Source organism: Salinispora goodfellowii, assembly GCF_059570675.1.
Window position 1 is genome coordinate 1 of the sequence record NZ_JCANTD010000052.1, and the last position, 19,790, is coordinate 19,790.

The 19,790-nt window shown below is 72.1% G+C and carries 11 protein-coding genes; 6 read left to right on the forward strand and 5 right to left on the reverse strand.

Annotated features, from left to right (window positions below; genetic code table 11):
- Positions 1 to 269: 269 nt before the first annotated feature.
- Positions 270 to 3,701 (forward strand): type I polyketide synthase, encoded by a 3,432-nt coding sequence (locus T398_RS25545; protein ID WP_496450387.1) that lies wholly within the window; start codon positions 270 to 272, stop codon positions 3,699 to 3,701.
- An 11-nt stretch (positions 3,702 to 3,712) separates the two neighbouring features.
- Positions 3,713 to 4,618, forward strand: coding sequence for a proline iminopeptidase-family hydrolase (locus T398_RS25550; protein ID WP_496450388.1), 906 nt, complete (start codon positions 3,713 to 3,715; stop codon positions 4,616 to 4,618).
- Between the two features lie 102 nt (positions 4,619 to 4,720).
- Here T398_RS25550 and T398_RS25555 read toward each other — a convergent pair whose 3' ends face one another.
- Complete coding sequence (locus T398_RS25555) at positions 4,721 to 4,969, reverse strand: phosphopantetheine-binding protein (protein ID WP_496450380.1); 249 nt, start codon at positions 4,967 to 4,969, stop codon at positions 4,721 to 4,723.
- 160 nt (positions 4,970 to 5,129) lie between these two features.
- Here T398_RS25555 and T398_RS25560 point away from each other — a divergent pair, with 160 nt between their 5' ends.
- Positions 5,130 to 6,722, forward strand: a complete 1,593-nt coding sequence (locus tag T398_RS25560; RefSeq protein WP_496450381.1) for an AMP-binding protein — start codon at positions 5,130 to 5,132, stop codon at positions 6,720 to 6,722.
- Positions 6,723 to 6,776: 54 nt separating this feature from the next.
- On the opposite strand, the gene T398_RS25565 is transcribed toward T398_RS25560, so the two are convergent.
- The 4 genes from T398_RS25565 to T398_RS25580 are packed head-to-tail and all read right to left on the reverse strand — an operon-like array spanning position 6,777 to position 11,923.
- The gene (locus tag T398_RS25565; protein ID WP_496450382.1) at positions 6,777 to 8,321 is read right to left on the reverse strand and encodes an AMP-binding protein; all 1,545 of its coding nucleotides are present in this window, start codon (positions 8,319 to 8,321) and stop codon (positions 6,777 to 6,779) included.
- Between the two features lie 26 nt (positions 8,322 to 8,347).
- Positions 8,348 to 9,277 (reverse strand): ACP S-malonyltransferase, encoded by a 930-nt coding sequence (locus T398_RS25570; protein ID WP_496450383.1) that lies wholly within the window; start codon positions 9,275 to 9,277, stop codon positions 8,348 to 8,350.
- A 14-nt stretch (positions 9,278 to 9,291) separates the two neighbouring features.
- A complete protein-coding gene (locus T398_RS25575) occupies positions 9,292 to 10,548 on the reverse strand; it encodes a pyridoxal phosphate-dependent aminotransferase (protein ID WP_496450384.1) in 1,257 nt (418 codons plus the stop codon).
- A gap of 28 nt (positions 10,549 to 10,576) precedes the next feature.
- Entirely contained in the window at positions 10,577 to 11,923 is a 1,347-nt protein-coding gene (locus T398_RS25580; protein WP_496450385.1) for a KamA family radical SAM protein, read from the reverse strand.
- 346 nt (positions 11,924 to 12,269) lie between these two features.
- On the opposite strand from T398_RS25580, the gene T398_RS25585 reads away from it, so the two are divergent.
- The 3 genes from T398_RS25585 to T398_RS25595 form a co-directional block, all read left to right on the forward strand.
- Positions 12,270 to 13,457, forward strand: a complete 1,188-nt coding sequence (locus tag T398_RS25585) for a cytochrome P450 (protein WP_496450386.1) — start codon at positions 12,270 to 12,272, stop codon at positions 13,455 to 13,457.
- A gap of 2 nt (positions 13,458 to 13,459) precedes the next feature.
- A complete protein-coding gene (locus T398_RS25590) occupies positions 13,460 to 13,690 on the forward strand; it encodes a ferredoxin (RefSeq protein WP_496450389.1) in 231 nt (76 codons plus the stop codon).
- Between the two features lie 161 nt (positions 13,691 to 13,851).
- Positions 13,852 to 19,790: type I polyketide synthase (locus tag T398_RS25595; RefSeq protein ID WP_496450390.1), on the forward strand; the 5,939-nt coding region annotated here is incomplete at its 3' end.

A 19,790-nucleotide genomic window follows, 5' to 3' on the forward strand; every position in this document is an offset into this window, starting at 1 on the left:
TGGGGTATTGGCAGGGGCAGGTGCGGGGGACGGTGCGGTTTGCGGATGCGGTGGGGACGTTGGTGGGGCGTGGGGTGACGCGGTTTGTGGAGGTGGGTCCGGACAGTGTGTTGTCGGCGATGGTGGGGGAGTGTGTGCCGGGGGCGGTGGTGGTGGGGTTGCAGCGGCGTGGTGGTGGTGAGGTGACGCGGTTTGTGGAGGGGATGGGTCGGGTGTGGGTGTCGGGTGTGGATTTGGATTGGGGTGTGGTGTGTGGGGGTGGGCGGCGGGTGGATTTGCCGACGTATGCCTTCCAACACCAGCACTACTGGTTGCACGACACTGGAGCCGACAAGGACGTCACCGCCGCCGGTCTGCTCGATGCCGAACACCCGCTGCTGTCGGCCGTCACCGCTCTCCCCGACACCGACGGGCTCATCGCCACCGGCCTCCTGTCCCGGCGTACCCACCCGTGGCTGGCCGACCACGCGCTCGGCGACACGGTCGTGCTACCCGGCACCGGCCTGGTGGAAATCGTCGTGCGTGCCGGTGACCACGTCGGCTGCGGCCAACTGACCGAACTCGCCCTCCAGGCCCCGCTGGTCATCCCGGACGACGGCGGCGTACAGGTACAGGTCGCCGTGAGCGCCCCCGGCGCGGACGGCGCGCGGCCGGTCACCGTCTACTCCCGGCACCAGGACGCGCCGTGGACCCGGCACGCCGTCGGAGTGGTCGCCCCGGCCCCGCCGGTTCCGACCGCCGACCCGCCGGCCCCGTGGCCCCCAGCCGCCGCCATCCCCGTCGACCTCGAGGGACTGTACGAACGGATGGCCGAGGTTGGCCTCGGCTACGGCCCGGTTTTCCGGGGCCTGCGGACCGCCTGGCGGCACGGCGACGAGGTGTACGCCGAGATCGCGCTTCCCGCCGATGTGACCGACGCCGACCAGTTCCACCTGCACCCGGGCCTGTTCGACGCGGCCCTGCACGCCATCGGCCTCAGCCGGGGCGAGGGCGCGCCCGCCGTCCCGTTCTCCTGGGCCGGGGTGACCATCCAGGCCACCGGCGCCGTCGCCCTTCGGGTCACCGTCACCCCCACCGGTCCCGAGCAGGTCGCCCTCACCCTCGCCGATGAGACCGGCGCACCCGTCGCCCGGGTCGACTCCCTGGTACTGAGAGAGATCGATATCAGTCAGCTCGTGGCCGCTCGCGGCGGCCGGCAGGAGCACCTGTATCGGGTCGACTGGACCCCGGTGCCGCTGCCCACCACTGTGGGTACCGGTCGCTGGGCACTCATCGGCTCCGACGAGTTCAAGGCGGCCGCCGCGCTCGACCCGGCTGGGCTGGCCGTCGAGACCCACCCCGGCCTTGACGCCCTCACCGCCGGCCTGGACGCGGGCGCCACCGCACCGGACGTGGTGCTGGTCGCCAGCGTCCAATCCGACCGCCGTGACCTCGCGGCCGGTGCCCGGCACGCCACGGGGCGGTTCCTCGCCCTGCTGCAGCGGTGGCTCGCCGACGAGCGGCTGGCGTCGTCCCGACTGATGGTCCTCACCCATGGCGCGCAGGGCACGCCGGTCACCCAGCCGGCGGCCGCCGCGGTCTGGGGGCTCGCCCGTTCTGCCCAGTCGGAGAACCCAGGCCGGATCGTCCTGGTTGACCTCGACGACCACGACAAGTCGGTGCAGGCCCTCCCGGCCGTGCTGGCCGGCGGCGAACCGCAACTGGTCCTGCGCGAGGGCGTCGCGCACGCCGCCCGGCTGGTGGCCGCGGGTGCACCCGACAGCACCTCCGGCAACACTTTTACCGCCGACGGCACCGTCCTGCTTACCGGGGCCGCCGGCGCCCTCGGCGGGCTCGTCGCCCGGCACCTGGTCGACGCGCACGGGGTGCGGCACCTGCTACTGGCCAGCCGGCGCGGCCCCGACGCGGACGGCATGGCCGGGCTGAGCGCCGCTCTCACCGCGCGCGGCGCCGAGGTCACCGTCGTCGCCTGCGACCTGGCCGACCGGGACGCGGTCGCCGCGCTGCTCGCTGGGGTGTCCGCCGAGCACCCGCTGACCGGGGTGGTGCATGCCGCCGGGTTGCTCGACGACGGAACGATCCCCTCGCTGACCCGGGAACGCCTCGACGCGGTGCTACGTCCCAAGGTTGACGCCGCGACCAACCTGCACGAGCTGACCCGCCACGCGAACCTCACCGCGTTTGTGCTCTTCTCCTCGGCGGCCGGTGTGCTCGGCGGGCCGGGACAGGGTAACTACGCGGCGGCAAACGCCTTCCTCGACGCGCTCGCGGCCGCCCGCCGGGCGGCCGGGCTTCCCGCTCAGTCCCTCGCCTGGGGACCGTGGGCCGGCGGCGGCATGGCTGACAACCTCGGTGGCACCGACCGGGCCCGGATGTCCCGGGGCGGGGTGCTGCCGATGTCCAGCGAGGAGGGGCTGGACCTGCTCGACGCGGCGCTAGCCCGTACGGACGCGGTGCTCGTGCCGGTCAAGGCCGACCTGCGTACTCCGGCTACGGCCGAGGTGCCGCCGATCCTCCGTACGCTTGTCGCCCCGGACCGGCGGAGCCGGTCCGGGGCGACCGGGCCCGACCCGGCGGGGCTGCGGCGTACCCTCGCCGGGCTCGACACCGACGGCCAAGAGGCGCTGCTGCGTGACCTGGTCCGGAGGCGGGCCGCGACGGTGCTCGGCCACACCCGATCCGACGACGTTGACCCGGCGCTGCGCTTCGTCGAACTCGGCATCGACTCGCTCACCGCGATGGAGCTGCGCAACGCCCTGAACGAGGCCACGGGGCTGCGGCTGGACACGGGCGTGGTCTTCGACCACGGCAGCATCGCCGAACTCGCGGCCCTGCTGCGCACCGAACTGGCCGCCCCGCCGGCCGAGGAACACACCGGACAGACCGACGCCGCCGACACCATGAGCGCGTTGTTCCGTACCGCCGTCAAGGGTGGCCGCGTACAGCAGGGCCTGTCCCTGCTGTACGCGGTCGCCGACATCCGGCCCACCTTCGACGGGCCGGCTGACCTGCCGGAGCTTCCCACGCCCCGCCGGCTCGCCCGCGGCGACCAGGGGCCGGCGATGGTCTGTCTCCCCTCGCCGATGGCGCTCGGCGGCGATCAGCAGTACGCCCGGTTCACCGCCGAGTTCGGCGGCACCCGGGACGTGTGGACCCTGCCGGTGCCGGGCTTCGGCCGCGACGAGAGCCTGCCCACCTCGTCCGACGCGGCGGTGCGGGTCTTCGCCGAGATGGTCCGCCCGATCGCCGAACAGGGGCCGTACGTCCTTGTCGGCTACTCCTCGGGTGGGCTGTTCGCCCACGCCACCGCCGGTGAGCTGGAGCGGCAGGGGCACAGCCCGACCGGGGTGGTGCTGCTGGACACGTACCTGACCACCGGCAGCACCACACCGGCCTTCTTCACCCACATGCTCGACTCGCTGCTGGACCGGGAGGCCGCCTTCGGCGAGTTCAGCAGCGCCCGGCTGTCGGCGATGGGCCGCTACGTTCGGCTGCTGGAAAGCTGCCCGATCGAGTCTATCGACACACCGGTGCTCTTCGTCCGGCCGCAGGAATCCATCATGGCTGGCGACGACGATGGGTGGCGAGCCACCTGGGAAACCCCGCACACACTCCGGGAGGTGCCCGGCGACCACTTCACCATGATGGAAGGGCAGGTCGCTGCGACGGCCGGCGTGGTCCGGGACTGGATCTCGCAGTGACGACAGCTGGAGTGAACGCGATGACACTGGCACCGACCGACAGGGGCACCGTGGAGTTCGGTGACTACCGGACGTGGTACCGCGTGACGGGCCGACTGCACGAGGGGCCGCCGCCGCTCGTCGTGCTGCACGGCGGCCCGGGCAGCACCCACGACTACCTGCTCAACCTGGCCGAGCTGAGCCGCTCCGGTCGCCCCGTGGTGCACTACGACCAGCTCGGTAACGGAGGTGCCACCCACCTGCGGGACCGTGGCGTTGACTTCTGGACGGTGGAGCTGTTCCTGGCCGAGCTGGACAACCTCCTGTGTCGGCTTGGCATCGCCGACAGGTACGTCCTGTTCGGGCAGTCCTGGGGCGGGGTCCTGGCGGCGGCACACGCGGTGGATCGGCCCGCCGGGCTGCGCGGCCTGGTGATCGCCAACGCGCCCGCGTCATACCCGCTGTGGCTGCCCGAGCTGGACGTCCTGCGGGCCGCGCTGCCCCCCGGCGTGGACGAGACCCTACGTCGACACGAGGCCGCCGGCACCACCGACAGCCCCGCGTACGTGGCGGCGATGATGGTCTTCTACCAGCGGCACGTGTGCCGGCGTAAGCCGTTGCCGCCGGAGCTGATGGCCAGCTTCATGGAGATCAACGGGGATCCTACCGTCTACCACTCGATGAACGGGCCGAGCGAGTTCTGCGTGACCGGGACCCTGCGCGACTACTCGCTGGTCGATCGGTTGCCGCGGATCGACGCACCCACCCTGGTCATCAGCGGCGAGCACGACGAGGTCACCCCGGCCGCGGTACGCCCCTTCCACGATCTGGTCCCCGGTGCTCGCTGGGAGATCATCAACGGGGCCAGTCACCTGCCTCACCTGGAGACCCCGGAGCGGTTCACCGACCTCCTCACCGAGTTTCTCGACCAGCTCTGAGCGTGTCGTTCAACCCGCGTGCTCTCGTTGACTCGAGGCGGAGTTGAGCCGTCGAAGAGGCCCGTGACCGAAATGGTCACGGGCCGGTGCGTGCGGAATGCGTCACACGGAAGCGCCGAGTATGTCGTTCAGCGCGCTCCACAGTGTCGCTGGGGTGGCAAACGTCTCCATCGACATCGCCTCGTCGACGAACCGGACGTTGTACTCGCTCTCGAGCATTGCCAGCAGCTCGACCATGGCGAGGGAGTCCAGGCCCGAGTCCCGCAGGCTGGCGCCGCCCAGCAGCGGCTCCTCCGGGTCGAGGAAGGGAAGGTGCTGGCGCAGGATGGTCTCGAACCGTTGATCCCACATGTCGGTGATTTCCTTCCGGTGCAGGGTGAGAAGACGTTAGCAACGACCGCCGGGCGTAGCCGACCCGACAATTTCTGGCCCCGCGAAGGTCGACGGTTAGGGGTCGCTAGGGGTGTTGATGCGGGTGCAGTGCACTTAAGGTCGCCGATACGCTCCGGTCATGGGTCGAGAGATTTTCGCGCGCACGCACGCCTCCGTGGAGACGTTGCCCGAGTTTCTGTTGGCGGGCGCCCGGCTGACGCCCGACCGGCCGGCCGTCGTCCAGACGGTCGGCGGCGAGACCGGCACCCTGTCGTACCGTCAGCTCGCCCAGCGGGTTGACGGCTACGCCGCTGCTCTCGACGAGATGGGCCTGGACATCGGCGATCGGGTGATCCTGGAGTCGGACACCTCGCCGACCGCCATCGCCGCCTTCCTGGCCTGCTCCTCGCTGGGGCTCACCTTCGTCCCGGTCAGCCCGGAGACACCGGCGCAGCGCCTCGCGCTGATCGCCGAGAGCACCGAGGCGGCACTGCACCTGCAAACCGTTGACGGACGCCGGGAGGCGGTACCCACGCCGCTGGGCACCGCCCGCTTCGGCACCGACGGCATCCAGGTCGACCGGGCCCCGGCGCCCCGCATCCGGCGCCGCCGGGAGCTGGTCCCCACCGACCCCGCCTACGTGATCTTCACTTCCGGCACTACCGGTCGGCCCAAGGGCGTGGTGATGAGCCACCGGGGCATACTCGCCTTCTTCCGAGGCATGCTCCGGCACGGCATCGTCTCCGCCGAGGACCGGGTCGCCACCACCTCCCCACTCCAGTTCGACTTCTCCCTGCTCGACATCGGCTTGGCCCTGGGCAGTGGCGCGGCCGTCGTGCCGGTGCCCCGGGCGCTGCTGCGCTGGCCCCGCCGGTTCGTGCAGTTTCTCACCGACACCGGAGCCACCCAGGTCAATGGCGTCCCGTCGATCTGGCGGGGCGTGCTGCGGCACGAGTACGCGGGGCTGGCCGCGCTCGGTGAGCAGATCCGCGGTGTGCTCTATTCCGGCGAGAACTTCCCGCTGCCCGAACTGCGTGAACTGCAACGGGCCCTGCCCCGGGCCCGGGTGGTCAACTGCTTCGGCAGCAGTGAGTCCCTCGCCGCGTCCTTCACCGACGTACCGAACCCGTTGCCCGACGGCGCGGACCGGATTTCCATCGGTCACGCCCACCCCGGTGCGGAGATGCTGCTGATCGACGAGGACGGTCAGCCGGTCGATGAGCCGGGTGTGGTCGGCCAGATCCATCTGCGCAGCGCCGCCCTGTTCAACGGCTACTGGAACGACCCGCAGGCGACCGCCGAGGCTCTGGTGCCCGACCCGCTCAACCCGGCCGCCGGGCAGGTGGTCTTCCGCACCGGCGACCTGGCGTACCGGGGGGAGAGCGGCGAGCTGTACTTCACCGGCCGAGCCGACTCGCTGGTCAAGGTACGCGGCAACCGGGTCGAGCTGGGCGAGGTGGAGCGCCGGGTCCGGGAGTTCCCGGGTGTCGCCGGCGCCGCCGCGCTGATGCTCTCCCAGGAGGGCAAGGATCCGGTGCTGGCCACCTTCGTGGTGCTCGACCCGGGGGTCACCGGCGTCGAGGAGATGGAGCTCGGCGCGTTCTGCCTGGAGGCGCTGCCCGACTTCATGGTGCCGCAGCAGGTGCGGGTCCTCGACGAGCTGCCGGTCAACGCCAATGGCAAGGTCGACCGTCGGGCCCTCGCTGCCCGCGCCGGGGAACCCGCGGGCTGATCCACCGTTCGCCGGTCCCGGCCGGTCCCCGTTGGCGTGGGGGACCGGTCCGGGTCAGGTCTCGGCGGCCGTCCGGGCCAGCCGCGCCCGGTCGACCTTCCGGTTGGAGTTCAGCGGGAACTCCGGCACGTGTCGGTACGAGCGGGGCAACATACCCTTCGGCAGGATCTGCCGCAGCTGTCGGGACAGCTCCGCCGGCGCGGTCGGCTCGCCGGTGTAGAAGACCACCAGTTCGGTGCCGCCGGCCCCGGACCGGACCACGGTGACCGCGTCCTCGATCCCGGGGCAGCCCCGCAACGCGTGCTCGATCTCGGCCAGCTCGACCCGCCAGCCGTGCACCTGCACCTGGGCGTCCAGCCGGCCCAGGTAGATCAACTCCTTGTTCCTCAGCCGCCGCACCCGGTCTCCGGTGCGGTACCAGCGCCGGCCGTCCCGGATGAGGAACCGGCCCTCGTCGTCGGCCGGATCGAGGTAGCCGGGGGTCAGCTGCGGGCCGGTGACCAGGAGTTCACCCTCCACCTCGTTGGCCGCGCCGTCCACCTCGAGCAGCACCCCGTCGTGTCCGTCGTGCAGGGATCCGATGGGGACGAGGCCGTTGACGCAGAGCCCTGGCGAGGTCTGTGGCGACCAGCGGTGCCCGGTGATGGTGACGGTCAGCTCGGTCGGGCCGTAGATGTTCTCCAGAGTCGACCCGGGCGCCGCTGTCTGCCAGCCCACCGCGTCGGCGACGTGCAGCGCCTCTCCGGCAAAGAGGCTCCACCGCAGCGACGGCATCGCCGCCGGAACCAGCCGTCCGGTCCGCCGGACCAGGGTGATCGCGCTGGGGGTGGAGAACCACACCGTCAGGCGCCGCTCGGCCACGAACGCCGGGACGTCCCGGTACGCCCCCGGGGGCACCGGGTGCACGCTCGCCCCCGCACCCCAGGCGCAGAAGAGGTCGAACATGGCGCAGTCGAAGTTCAGGTCGAACGACTGTGAGAAGCGGTCGCCCGGCCCGAAGTCGTACCGGTTGTCGAGCACCGAGAAGTAGTGCCGCAGGTTGCCGTGGGTGATCGGCACCGCCTTGGGGCGCCCCGTCGAACCGGAGGTGAACAGCACGTAGGCCACGTCGTCGGGGCCGGCCGGGAGCGGCTCGGCCAGCGGCGTCGCCGAGGCCACCGGGAGCCGGGGACCGGTGCCGCTGCCGTCCGGGTCCGCCATCGGTGCCAGCACCGGCACCCCGGAGACCGTATCGCCCAACTCGGCCCGTACCGCCAAACCGGCGTCGTCGAGCAACAGGGTGGACACCCCGCACGCGGTGAGCATCCGGGCGGTGCGCGTCGCCGGGAACTCCGGGTGTAGCGGTACGGCGGTCGCGCCGACGTACAGGGTGGCGAGTAGTCCCGCGTACGACTCCAGGGTCTTGCCGGCCAGGATGCCGACCACCCGGGGTGGCCCGTCCGGGCCAGCGGCCAGTGCACCCGCCCAGCGCAGGGCGGTGTCGTGTAGTTCCTCGTAGCTGACCGGGCCGGACGGCAGGTGCAGGGCGGTGGCCCGGGGCGCGGCGGCCAGCCCCTGCAGGAATCGTCCGGACAGGGCGTAGTCGGTGTGCTGAGTCATCATCGTCCTCCGTGCTCGACCGGCCGTCACCCGACCACGGTGCGGCGGATCGGCGACATCGCCCGCCGCGGGTCCACGATGGTGGTGTGGAAGTTGCGGACGGTCGCCCGCACCCGACCCCACAACCGGTCCGGTCCACAGACGTGCACCGTCTCCACGCCCAACCGTTGGAACGTGCCGACCGCCGCCAGCCAGCGCACCGGCGTGACGATGCCGTCGAGCAACATGGCCCGCACCCCGGCTGCGGTGTCCCGCACCGTGCCGTCCTGGTCGGCGACGACCGGGATCTGCGGGTCGGTGAAGCGCAGTGACGCGAACAGTTCCGCCTCCACCCGGTCGCGCAGCGGCTGGAAAGCGGCAGCGTGTAGCGGCGGATCCATCACGTACAGCGGCAGCCCACCGCTGGCGCGCAGCCGCTGCGCCAACCAGTCGGTACGCCCTTCGTGCAGCGTTACCATCCAAAAGTCGGTGTCCACATAGCAGGAAATCTCGTACCATTCACCGGCCTCATCCAGTTCGCCCAGGATTTCCCGCAGCCGATCCGGCGGGGTCCGGACGAAGGACATCGTCACCACGCCCGGCTGCTCGGCCGCGAAGTACTCCGTCTCGATCCGGGACAGCCGCGCGGTCATCCGTACCGCCTCGGCGAAGTCCAGCGCGCCGCTGTACACGGCGGCGGCCTTGCCCCCGAAGCTGGGCCCGGCGACCAGGCCCGGCCGCAGGTCAAGCACCCGCTCCGCCCAGCGGGCCAACGCCACACAGTTGACCAGGAAGGCCACCTGGGCGTACTCGGAGTAGTCGTCATCGCTGTCCCGATACCGGGCGAACAGGTCGTAGTCCAGGGCGTCGCTCGCGGTGGCGAGCAGGGCGCGAGCGTCCCGGTTGACGAGCATGAACTTCGCGACGTCGGTGAACTCGCACGGACCCATCCCGGGGAAGACGATGGCGTTGGTCATCTCTGGCATCCTTGTCATCGGGGGAGCTTGGCGAGGGCCCGCTCAACCTGGGCCAGCGCCTCGGCGACGTGCGGCACGGCGAGCGGGTCGGCAGCGTCCTGGGTCTGCCGCTGTTGCTGCCCGGTGGCGCCGTACAACATGCTGGTCGCGGCGCGGAAGCGCAGCGCGTCGGGTCGGTCTCCGAAGTGGTGGCCGGAGAGCACCGCAATCCCCAACTCCGCCAGCAGGTGGCGCTGCAACGACGCGCCGTCGGTGATGCCCTGCTCGGCCAGCGCGCCCCGTAGCGGCGCGAAGTCCGGGTAGACGTAGAACGCGCCGGTCGGTGGCCGGCAGGTTGCGCCCGCGTCCACCATGATCCGGTGCATCGCACCGGCCACCGCGCCGTGCAGCGCGGCGTCCGCCGCCAGCCGCTCGCGGATCTCCGGCGGCTCGGCGAAGGCGTACCGGGCCACGGACTGCATCGGGCCGGCCAGGGTGGACCAGATCTCGCTGGCCACCGCGGCGACGTCCGCGTGGATCCGCTCGCCCCACCCGCCGGCCGGGAACCGCGCCGCCCCGATCCGCCAGCCGCCGAGCGCCAGGTTCTTGCTCAGCCCGGTGATCACCACGGTCCGCTGGGGCGCGACCTCCGCCGGGCTGAGCAGGTCCGCCCCCGACTCGTGCAGGATGTCCCGGTAGATCTCATCCGAGACGATCAGCAGGTCCTCCTCCTCGGCGATCGCGCACAGCTCCCGGATCATCTCGGCTGGGGCGTGGGTGCCCGTCGGGTTGTCCGGCGAGGTGAGGATGAGGATCCGGGGGGTCTGACCGAGCGCCCGGGCGGCGCGGATCGTCTCCCGCAGCGCTGCCGGGTCAGGGACACCGCCGCAGGACTTCGGGATCGGCACCCCCCGCACGTTCTTGCCGGCCAGTCGGGCCTGCGGGGCGTAGGTGACCCAGCTGGGCAGGGCGACCAGGGTGCCACCGTCGACCACCAGTTGCAGGGCCATCAGCAGCGGTTTACTGCCCGGCGCGACGATCACCTGGTTGGCCTCCGTGGGCAGGCGGCGGCGGGAGAAGTAGCCGGCCACGGCTTCCCGGGTGGCCGGGTCGCCGACCACCGGGCCGTACGCGTTGCGGTCCGCACCCGCGGTCAGTTGTCGCACCAGCGGCGGAAAGACCGGCAGGCGGGACTCGCCGAAACCGAGGTGCACGATGGACTCACCCCTGGCGATCCGCTGCGCGACTAGCTGGTCGAGGGCGAGATTGGGCGAAATCTTCCGGCCGGCCATCGCCAGCTCCCTTCGGGTCGGTTCGTGCTCAGGTGGTGACGACCGCGCCGGGGCGGGCCGCGCTGGGGCCGACCGCGGCGAGGATGTCCGTCGGGGCGGCCGGGTCGATCTGCAGGTCGCTCAGCCACGCCGCGTCCGCTGACCATCGGGCCCGGAACGGCCGGCCGACCAGCCGTCGGTCGCGGGACTGGATCAACCGGAGTTGGAAGAAGTCGCCGTGTGGGGTCTGCTCGACGCCGTCGACCAGGACCTTGCCGGGGGTCGCCGACATGACCGGCCCGCGCACGGTCCGAGCCAGCCCAGGCAGGTCCTGATAGGCGGTACGGAAGATGTCGGCGGCGCGGGTGAGCGGCACCTGGAAGTAGTCCCGAGGCCCGGTGTCCCGCTCGACGAACATGTAGTAGGGCACCGCACCGACAGCCAGTTCGGCCCGCCACATGTCGCTCCAGGCGCGGGGGTCGTCGTTGACGTAGCGGATCAGCGGGGCCTGGCAGTAGACCACCGCCCCGGTCGACCGGATCCGATCGATGGCCCGCGTCGCGATCTCGGTGGCCAGTTCGCGGGGGTGGCTGAAGTGCGCCATCACCGCGACGGTGCGGCCGGCGGCGACCACCTGTGCGAAGAGCCGCAGCAGGTCGTCGGCGTCGCTGTCGGAGACGAACCGGTACGGCCAGTAGGCGACCGCCTTGGTGCCGAAGCGGATGGTGCGTACCGTGTCCACCTGCAGCAGCGGCTCGACGTGACTGCGCAGCCGCTCCGTCGACATGATCATCGGATCGCCGCCGGTGATCAGTACGTCGGTCACCGCCGGGTGCCGGTGCAGGTACGACACCAGCTGCTCGGGGCCCGGCGCGGCGAACCGCAGGTCGGCGTCGCCGACGAACTGTGCCCAGCGGAAGCAGTAGGTGCAGTAGGCGTGGCAGGTCTGCCCCTGCTGGGGGAAGTACAGCACCGTCTCCCGGTACTTGTGCTGCATTCCGGGCAGCTCGTGACCGTCCAGGTGCGGCACGTTGTGCTGCTGCTGCCCGGACGGGTGCGGGTTGAGCCCGGCCCGGATTCGGGCCACCTCCACGCGCAGCCCCTTGCGGTCGCCGGCGTCCAGTAGGTCACCGAGGAGTCGTTCGTCGTCGGCGGCGAGCATGCCACGCTGCGGGAACACCAACCGGAAGATCGGGTCCTCGGGGATGCGGTCCCAGTCGACCAGGTGCGACAAGACGTATTCGTTGACCCGGAACGGCAGCACCTGGGAAATGGTGCGGATCGCGCGTAGATTGTCGGCCGACAATCCGAAGCGCGTGCCCAGTTTGTCGATATGGTGCGGGCCGAAGGAGTGGAACCGCCCCGGACCAGCGATCGTGGAAACGAGCAGCGACATCAGCCATCCTCCAGGGGGATTGCGCCCACCGACGTGGCGTGACTCAATCACCGGTGCACGCTCGCGCGAATCGCTCGACGGTCAATAGCGCATTGTCTTGACCCGAGGCTAGTGGCGGACCGTCCACCCGGACCCCTAGCGGCACCCCAGAGTCGCCCTTACCAATCGTGGTAGGGGGAAGGTAGGGGCGGTGCGGGGGTGTGGTTGGATTTCCTTTCCTGATTACGTATTCCTCGCCTGGTCCAGCCGGTGCCCGGCGTGTCGCCCGGAGCTGCCGTACCGAGCGGCCGACGAGACATCGAGGCCAGCGCCCAGTGTGCGCCCGGTGCGACCCGAGGGAGTGCCCGTGACGATCGATCAGGAGATCCGCAAGTACCCGTTCCGCGAGTCGCCCGGAATCGGCATCGACCCGACCTACGAGCTGCTGCGCAGGACCGAGCCGCTGGCCCGGGTGCAACTGCCGTACGGCGAGGTGTCCTGGCTGGCCACTCGGTACGAGGATGTCAAGACCGTGCTGACGGACCCGAGGTTCAGCCGAGCCGCGGCACAGGGCAAGGATCAACCCCGTACCCGTGCGGAGATGACGTACGAGGGCATCATCGGACTCGACCCGCCGGACCACACCCGGCTTCGCAAGTTGGCCGGCAAGGCGCTGACCGCCCGCCGGGTCAACGCGATCCGCGCGGACGCGCAGCGGATCGCCAACGAGTACGTCGACGAGCTGATCGCCAAGGGCTCCCCGGGCGATCTGGTCGAGCTGTTCGCCCTGCCGTACCCGGTTACCGTGATCTGCGAGCTGCTCGGTGTGCCGTTCGAGGACCGCGCCCAGTTCCGGATCTGGACCGAGGGGCTGACCAGTACCAGCGAGCAGCTGATGGTCTACGCCGAGCAGCTGTTCGGCTACATGGGCAAGCTGGTCGCCCAGCGCCGCGCGGAGCCCACCGACGACCTGCTCGGGGCGCTGGTCAAGGCCCGCGACGAGGGCGACCGACTGACCGAGCAGGAGCTGCTCTCCATCGCCGGGGTCGGGCTGTTGCTCACCGGCGTCGAGACGGTCTCCACGCACATCCCGAACTTTGTCTACGCGCTGCTCACCCATCCGGAGCTGATGGCGCAGCTCCGCGCCGACCGGAGCCTGGTGCCGGCCGCCGTGGAGGAGCTGCTGCGGATGATCCCGCTCAACCCGGCCGCCATGTTCCCCCGCTACGCGGTGGAGGACGTGACGCTTAGCGGGATCACCGTGCGCGCCGGCGAGCCGGTGCTGGTCTCCCTGCCGGGCGCCAACCGCGACCCGGAGGTCTTCGAGAACCCGGAGACCATCGACCTCACCCGCGACCCGAACCCGCACGTCGCCTTCGGACACGGCCCGCACCACTGTCTCGGCGCGCAGCTGGCCCGGATGGAGTTGCAGGTGGCCCTGCACACCGTCCTGGATCGTTTCCCCGACCTGCGCCTGGCCGACGGCGACGCGGGCGTGTCGTGGAAGTCCGGCCTGCTGGTCCGGGGCCCGAACCGGCTGTTGGTGGCCTGGTGACCATGGTGGACACCCGCTGGATAGTGACCATCGACCGGGATGCCTGCATCGGTACCGGGGTCTGCGCCGGCGCGGCGCCCGGCCAGATTGAGGTCCGCACCGGCAAGGCATCCGCCCTAGCCCCGGAGACCGCGCCCGACGAGGCAGTCATCGACGCCGCCGAGATGTGCCCCATGTCCGCGATCACAGTGCGTGACGCGGCCTCGGGTGCGCTGCTCGCGCCCGAGGAGTGAACGACCACCGTCCAGACCGGTGACCCTGCCGGTTGCCGCGAGGCCGCCGCGACCGGACCCCTACCGGTCACGGCGGCCTCGCCGGCACCGGGCGCCGAAGCCGACACACCGACCGGGGCGCCGAACCCGGAGACCTAGTGGAGCGTGCCATGAGCGAGTCCGTGAACCCCGCCGGTGCCGAGCCCGGCGCGCTGTCGGCGCTGCGGCGGCGACTGGAGGGCCGCACAGCCGACGAGCAGGACCGGGCGCTCATCACCCTGGTCCGGGAGCAGGCCCGCGACGTGCTGCGGACGGTGCTGCCGGACGGTCCGGACGCCGTTGAGCCGGGCCGGCCCTTCCGCGATCTGGGCTTCGACTCGCTCGCCGCGGTCGAGCTACACCGTCGGCTCACTGCCGCCACCGGCCTCGACCTCCCGGTCACCCTGGTCTTCGACCATCCGACGCCGCAGGCGGTCGGGCGGCTGCTGCGGACCCTGCTCGGCGGCGATGCCGCCCCCGCCCCGGCCGCCGCACCGCCGCGCCGGACCGACGACGAGCCGATCGCCGTGGTCGGCATCGGCTGCCGCTACCCCGGCCACAGCACCTCCGCCGAGGACCTGTGGCGGCTGGTGTCCGAGGGCCGGCACGTCAGCTCCGACTTCCCGACCGACCGGGGCTGGGACACCGACGGGCTCTACGACCCCGATCCGGGCAAGCCGGGCAAGACCTACGTCCGCCAGGGCGGGTTCCTGGAGGGCGCGGCCCAGTTCGATCCGGACTTCTTCGGCATCAGCCCGCGTGAGGCGATGACGATGGACCCCCAGCAGCGGCTGGTGCTGGAGACCGCCTGGGAGGCTCTGGAAGACGCCGGCATCGACACGGCGTCGCTGCGCGGCAGCCAGACCGGGGTCTTCATCGGTGCCGAACCCCAGGAGTACGGCCCCCGTTTGCACGAGGCCCCGGAGGGCCTGGACGGCTACCTGCTCACCGGCAACGCGCCAAGCGTGGTGTCGGGTCGGCTCGCCTACACCTTCGGCTTCGAGGGGCCCACCCTGACTGTGGACACCGCCTGCTCGGGCTCCCTCGTCGCCCTGCACCTGGCCTGTCAGGCGGTGCAGCGCGGGGAATGCCCCACCGCGCTGGCCGGCGGAGTCGCGGTGATGGTGCACCCGGGCGCGTTCACCGCCTTCAGCCGGCAGCGCGGCCTCGCCCCGGACGGGCTCTGCAAGCCGTTCGCGGCGGCCGCCGACGGGACCGGCTGGGCCGAGGGCGTCGGCATCCTGGTGCTGGAACGACTCGGCGACGCCCTTCGCAACGGCCACCGCGTCCTCGGTGTGATCCGCGGGTCGGCGATCAACCAGGATGGCGCATCGAACGGGCTGACCGCTCCGAACGGGCCGTCCCAGCAGCGGGTGATCCGGTCGGCGCTGGCCGCCGCCGGCCTGACCCCCACCGACATCGACCTGGTCGAGGCACACGGCACCGGCACCCGGCTCGGCGACCCGATCGAGGCGCAGGCGATCATCGCCACCTACGGCCGGGAACGCCCCGCCGACCGGCCCCTCTGGCTCGGCTCGCTCAAGTCCAACATCGGGCACTCGCAGGCCGCCGCCGGTGTCGCCGGGGTGATCAAGGTGCTGATGGCGATGCGGCACCGGGTGCTGCCGCGCACCCTGCACGTCGACACCCCCACCCCCACCGTCGACTGGTCCGCCGGCACCGTCGCGCTGCTCACCGAGGCCCGCGAGTGGGCCGATCCGGGCCGGCCGCGCCGGGCCGGGGTCTCCTCGTTCGGAGTCAGCGGCACCAACGCGCACGTCATCGTCGAGGAACCCCCGCCCGTTGACGAACCCGCCCTCCCCGCCGAGCCGCCGCCGTCGGACGCGGGCCTGCCGGTGGTGCTCTCCGCCCGCGGTGGGGCGGCGCTGCGCGCCCAGGCTGCCGCGCTGCACGCCACCCTGGCCACCAGCGAGAACACCCCGACGTTGCTCGACGTCGCGTACTCGCTGGCCACCACCCGGACCGCGTTGGAACACCGCGCCGTCCTGGTCTCCCGGGACCGGGCGACCACCCTGCATGATCTGGCCGCCCTCGCCGACGGCGGTGACCTGCCCGGCGTGCACCTGGGACAGGTTACCGGTGGCGGGCTTGGGTTCCTCTTCACCGGGCAGGGCAGCCAGCGGCTCGGCGCCGGACGTGAGCTCTACCGTGCCTATCCGGTCTACGCCGCCGCCTTCGACGCCGCCTGCGGCTGGCTGGACCTGCAACTGGACGTGCCCCTGACCGACGTGCTGTTCGCCGAGCCCGGCACCGCCGAGGCGGCGCTACTGGACCAGACCGCCTACACCCAGTGCGCGCTGTTCGCCGTGGAGGTCGCCCAGTTCCGGCTGCTGGAGTCCTGGGGGGTGCGCCCCGACCAGCTCGCCGGACACTCGGTCGGCGAGCTGGCCGCTGCCCACGTCGCCGGGGTGCTCTCCCTGGAGGACGCGGCGATCCTGGTTGCGGCGCGCGGTCGACTCATGCAGCAGCTCCCCGCCGAGGGTGCGATGATCTCCGTGCAGGCCACCGAGGAGCAGGTTCGCCCGCTGCTCGCCGGTCGCGAGGCGCAGGTGAGCCTGGCGGCGGTGAACGGGCCAACCTCGGTGGTGGTCTCCGGCACCGAGGTCGCCGTGCTCGAGGTCGCCGCAGCCCTCGCCGCCGCCGGGCACAGGACGAAGCGGCTGCGGGTCAGCCACGCCTTCCACTCGCCGCTGATGACGCCGATGCTCGCGGAGTTCGGCCGGCTGGCCCAGGTGCTCAACTATCGTCCGCCGGCGATACCGATCGTATCCACGGTGACGGGACGGGCGGTGCTCTCCGGTGAACTGTGCGATCCCGAGTACTGGGTGCGGCAGGTCCGCGACGGCGTCCGCTTCGCCGACGCGGTCCGGGTGATGGCCGACGAGGGTGTCACCACGTTCCTCGAACTCGGACCGGCCGGGGTGCTCTCCGCGATGGGCCCGGCCTGCCTCACCGAGGACGACGACGCGGTCTTCACCCCGGTGCTGCGCGCCGACCAGGATGAGCGGACCGACCTCGTCTCCGCCCTCGCCCGCGTGCACGTACGGGGCGCGTCCGTGGACTGGTCGGCCTTCTTCGCCTCGCGCGGTGCTCGTCGGGTCGCCCTGCCCACGTACGCGTTCCAACGTCGCCGGTTCTGGCTGGCCTCCGGTGGCGGCAGCGCCGACGCGACCGGTTTCGGTCAGCTAGCTGCCGGCCACCCGTTGGTGGGTGCGGTCGTCGGCCTGGCCGGCGGTGACGGGGTGGTGCTCACCGGCCGGGTATCGCTGCGCAGCCACCCGTGGCTGGCCGACCACATCATCTCCGGGGTGGCGTTGCTGCCCGGCACCGCTTTCGTGGAGCTGGCGGTCCGGGCCGGGGACCAGGTCAGCTGCGGCACGGTGGAGGAGTTGACCCTGGAGGCGCCGCTGGCGCTGGACGAGCGCGGGGTCGCCCTCCAGGTGGTGGTCAGCGCCGCCGACCCGGCGGGACGCTGCCCGGTGGCCATCTACTCCCGCCCCGACGAGCCGGGCGACCAGCTCTGGACCCGGCATGTCAGCGGCATCCTCGCCCCGGAGGCCGCCGACTCCGGCACCCCGCTCACCGAGTGGCCGCCCCGGGGCGCACAGGCGGTTGACCTGACCGATATCTATCCCGTGCTGGCCGGTCGGGGCTACGGCTACGGCCCGGTCTTCCAGGGCCTCAAGGCCGTCTGGCGGCGCGGTGCCGAGGTGTACGCCGAGGTCGCGCTCCCCGCCGACAGCCGGCCGGACGCCGCTCGCTTCGGCCTGCATCCGGCGGTGCTGGACGCCGCCCTGCACGCCATCGACGCGGCGGCCCGCCACGGCGAATCCGCCGACGACGAGGTGCGCATCCCGTTCGCCTGGAACGACATCACGCTGCACGCGGCCGGCGCCGCCGAGGTGCGGGTGCGGATCGCCCCCGCCGCCGGGGACAGCGTCTCGGTGGCCCTCGCTGATCCCACCGGCGCACCGGTCGCCTCGGTACGCTCCCTCGTCTCCCGGCCGGTCTCCACCGCCCAGCTCACCGCCGCCCGGGGCGGCTATCACGAGCGGCTGTTCCGGCTGGAGTGGACGAAGCTGGGCCACCGGCCCACGCCGTCGGGAACCCCCCGCTGGTGTGTGCTCGGCGACGAGCGGATCGGCGCGGCATCCCGGTACCCGGATGCCGCCGCGCTGGGCGCGGCGATCGATGCCGGTGCCACCGTACCCGAGTGGACGTTCGTCGCCGTCCGGGCCGGTGACGTCCGGGTCGCCACCGCCGACGCGCTGGCCACCCTCCAGCAGTGGCTGACCGATGCGCGGTTGGCCGGCTCCCGGCTGGTCTTCGTCAGCCGGATCGACGACCTCGCTTCCGAGGCGGTGTGGGGCCTGGTCCGGGCCGCACAGACGGAGAACCCGGACCGGTTCGTCACCGTACGGCTCACCGACGCCCCATCCTCGCTGCTGGCCGCCGCCCTGGCCACCGGTGAGCCGGAGCTGCTGTTGCGCGCCGGCGAGATCAGTGTGCCCCGGCTGGCCCGGGTCGCCACCACCGCCCCCGCCACCGGAGGCAACGATGTGGACGCCGGCACCCGCTGGCCCACCGACGGCACGGTGCTGGTCACCGGCGGCACCGGTGGCCTCGGCGCGCACGTCGCCCGGCACCTGGCCCACACCCACGGGGTACGCCACCTGCTGCTGACCAGCCGCAGCGGCCCGGCGGCGGCCGGCGTCGCGGAGTTGCGCGCGGAGCTGACGGCGGCCGGCGCCTCCGTCGAGGTGGCCGCCGCCGACGCTGCCGACCGCGACGCGCTGGCCGCGCTGCTCGCCGCCGTCCCGGCCGACCGGCCGCTGCGGGCGGTGGTGCACGCTGCCGGCATCGTGGACGACGGGGTGATCGGCTCGCTCAGTCCGGAGCGGCTCGACGCCGTGCTGAAGGCCAAGCTGGACGGCGCGGTCAATCTCGACGAGCTGACCCGCGACGCGGACCTGTCGGTGTTCGTGCTCTTCTCGTCCCTGGCCAGCCTGCTGGACTGCGCCGGCCAGGGCAACTACGCCGCCGCGAACGCGACCCTGAACGCGCTGGCTACCGCCCGCCGGGCCGCGGGCCGGCCCGCCGTCGCTCTCACCTGGGGCCTGTGGACCGGTGACAGCGGGATGGGCGGCCGGCTGGATGCCGCCGCGCGGCAACGCATCGACCGCTCCGGCATGCCCGGCCTCAGCCCGGTGGAGAATCTGGCCCTGCTCGACGCGGTGCTCGGCGTAGACGAGCCGGTCCTGGCGCCGATCCAGGTCGACCTGGCCACGCTGCGCAACCGCCCGGATGGCGTACCGGCGCTGCTGCGCGGCCTGGTGCCGCTGCCGGCCAGGCGGGCCGCGCAGGCGGCCGGACCGGCGGACGCGGCGCAGGGCTGGGCCCGGCAGCTCGCTGCGCTCACCCCGGTCGAGCGGGACCGGGTCACCGTCGACCTGATCCGCGCCCACGTCGCAGCCGTGCTCGGCCACGACGGGGCAGCGGCGATCGAGCCGCGCCGTGCCTTCAACGAGGTGGGCTTCGACTCGCTGGCCGCCGTGGAGCTGCGGAATCGGCTCAACGCCGCCACCGGACTGCGGCTGCCGGCGACCCTGGTGTTCGACTATCCGACCCCGGCGGCGCTCGCCGAGTTCGTGCTCTCCACCGTGCTGGGCACCGACCTGGAGGTGGCGGTGCCGGAGCCGGCGCCGGCCTCCTTCGCCCAGGAACCGATCGCGATCGTCGCGATGAGTTGTCGTTTTCCGGGTGGGGTGGCTACTCCGGAGCAGTTGTGGGAGTTGTTGGAGGGTGGTGTTGATGCGGTTTCCGGGTTTCCCACTGATCGGGGTTGGGATTTGGTGGGTTTGTATGATCCGGAGCCTGGTAAGCCGGGGAAGACGTATTCGTTGGAGGGTGGTTTCCTCTACGATGCGGCCGATTTTGATGCGGACTTTTTTGGGATCAGTCCGCGGGAGGCGGTCGCGATGGATCCGCAGCAGCGGTTGTTGCTGGAGACCTCGTGGGAGGTGTTGGAGCGGGCTGGGATTGATCCGACTTCGCTCAAGGG

Excerpts from the sequence above, each read along its gene's own strand:
- T398_RS25555 (WP_496450380.1), bottom strand. The coding sequence starts at position 4,969 with ATGTGGGATCAACGGTTCGAGACCATCCTGCGCCAGCACCTTCCCTTC.
- T398_RS25560 (WP_496450381.1), top strand. The coding sequence starts at position 5,130 with ATGGGTCGAGAGATTTTCGCGCGCACGCACGCCTCCGTGGAGACGTTG.
- T398_RS25565 (WP_496450382.1), bottom strand. The coding sequence starts at position 8,321 with ATGACTCAGCACACCGACTACGCCCTGTCCGGACGATTCCTGCAGGGG.
- T398_RS25570 (WP_496450383.1), bottom strand. The coding sequence starts at position 9,277 with ATGACCAACGCCATCGTCTTCCCCGGGATGGGTCCGTGCGAGTTCACC.
- T398_RS25575 (WP_496450384.1), bottom strand. The coding sequence starts at position 10,548 with ATGGCCGGCCGGAAGATTTCGCCCAATCTCGCCCTCGACCAGCTAGTC.
- T398_RS25580 (WP_496450385.1), bottom strand. The coding sequence starts at position 11,923 with ATGTCGCTGCTCGTTTCCACGATCGCTGGTCCGGGGCGGTTCCACTCC.
- T398_RS25590 (WP_496450389.1), top strand. The coding sequence starts at position 13,460 with ATGGTGGACACCCGCTGGATAGTGACCATCGACCGGGATGCCTGCATC.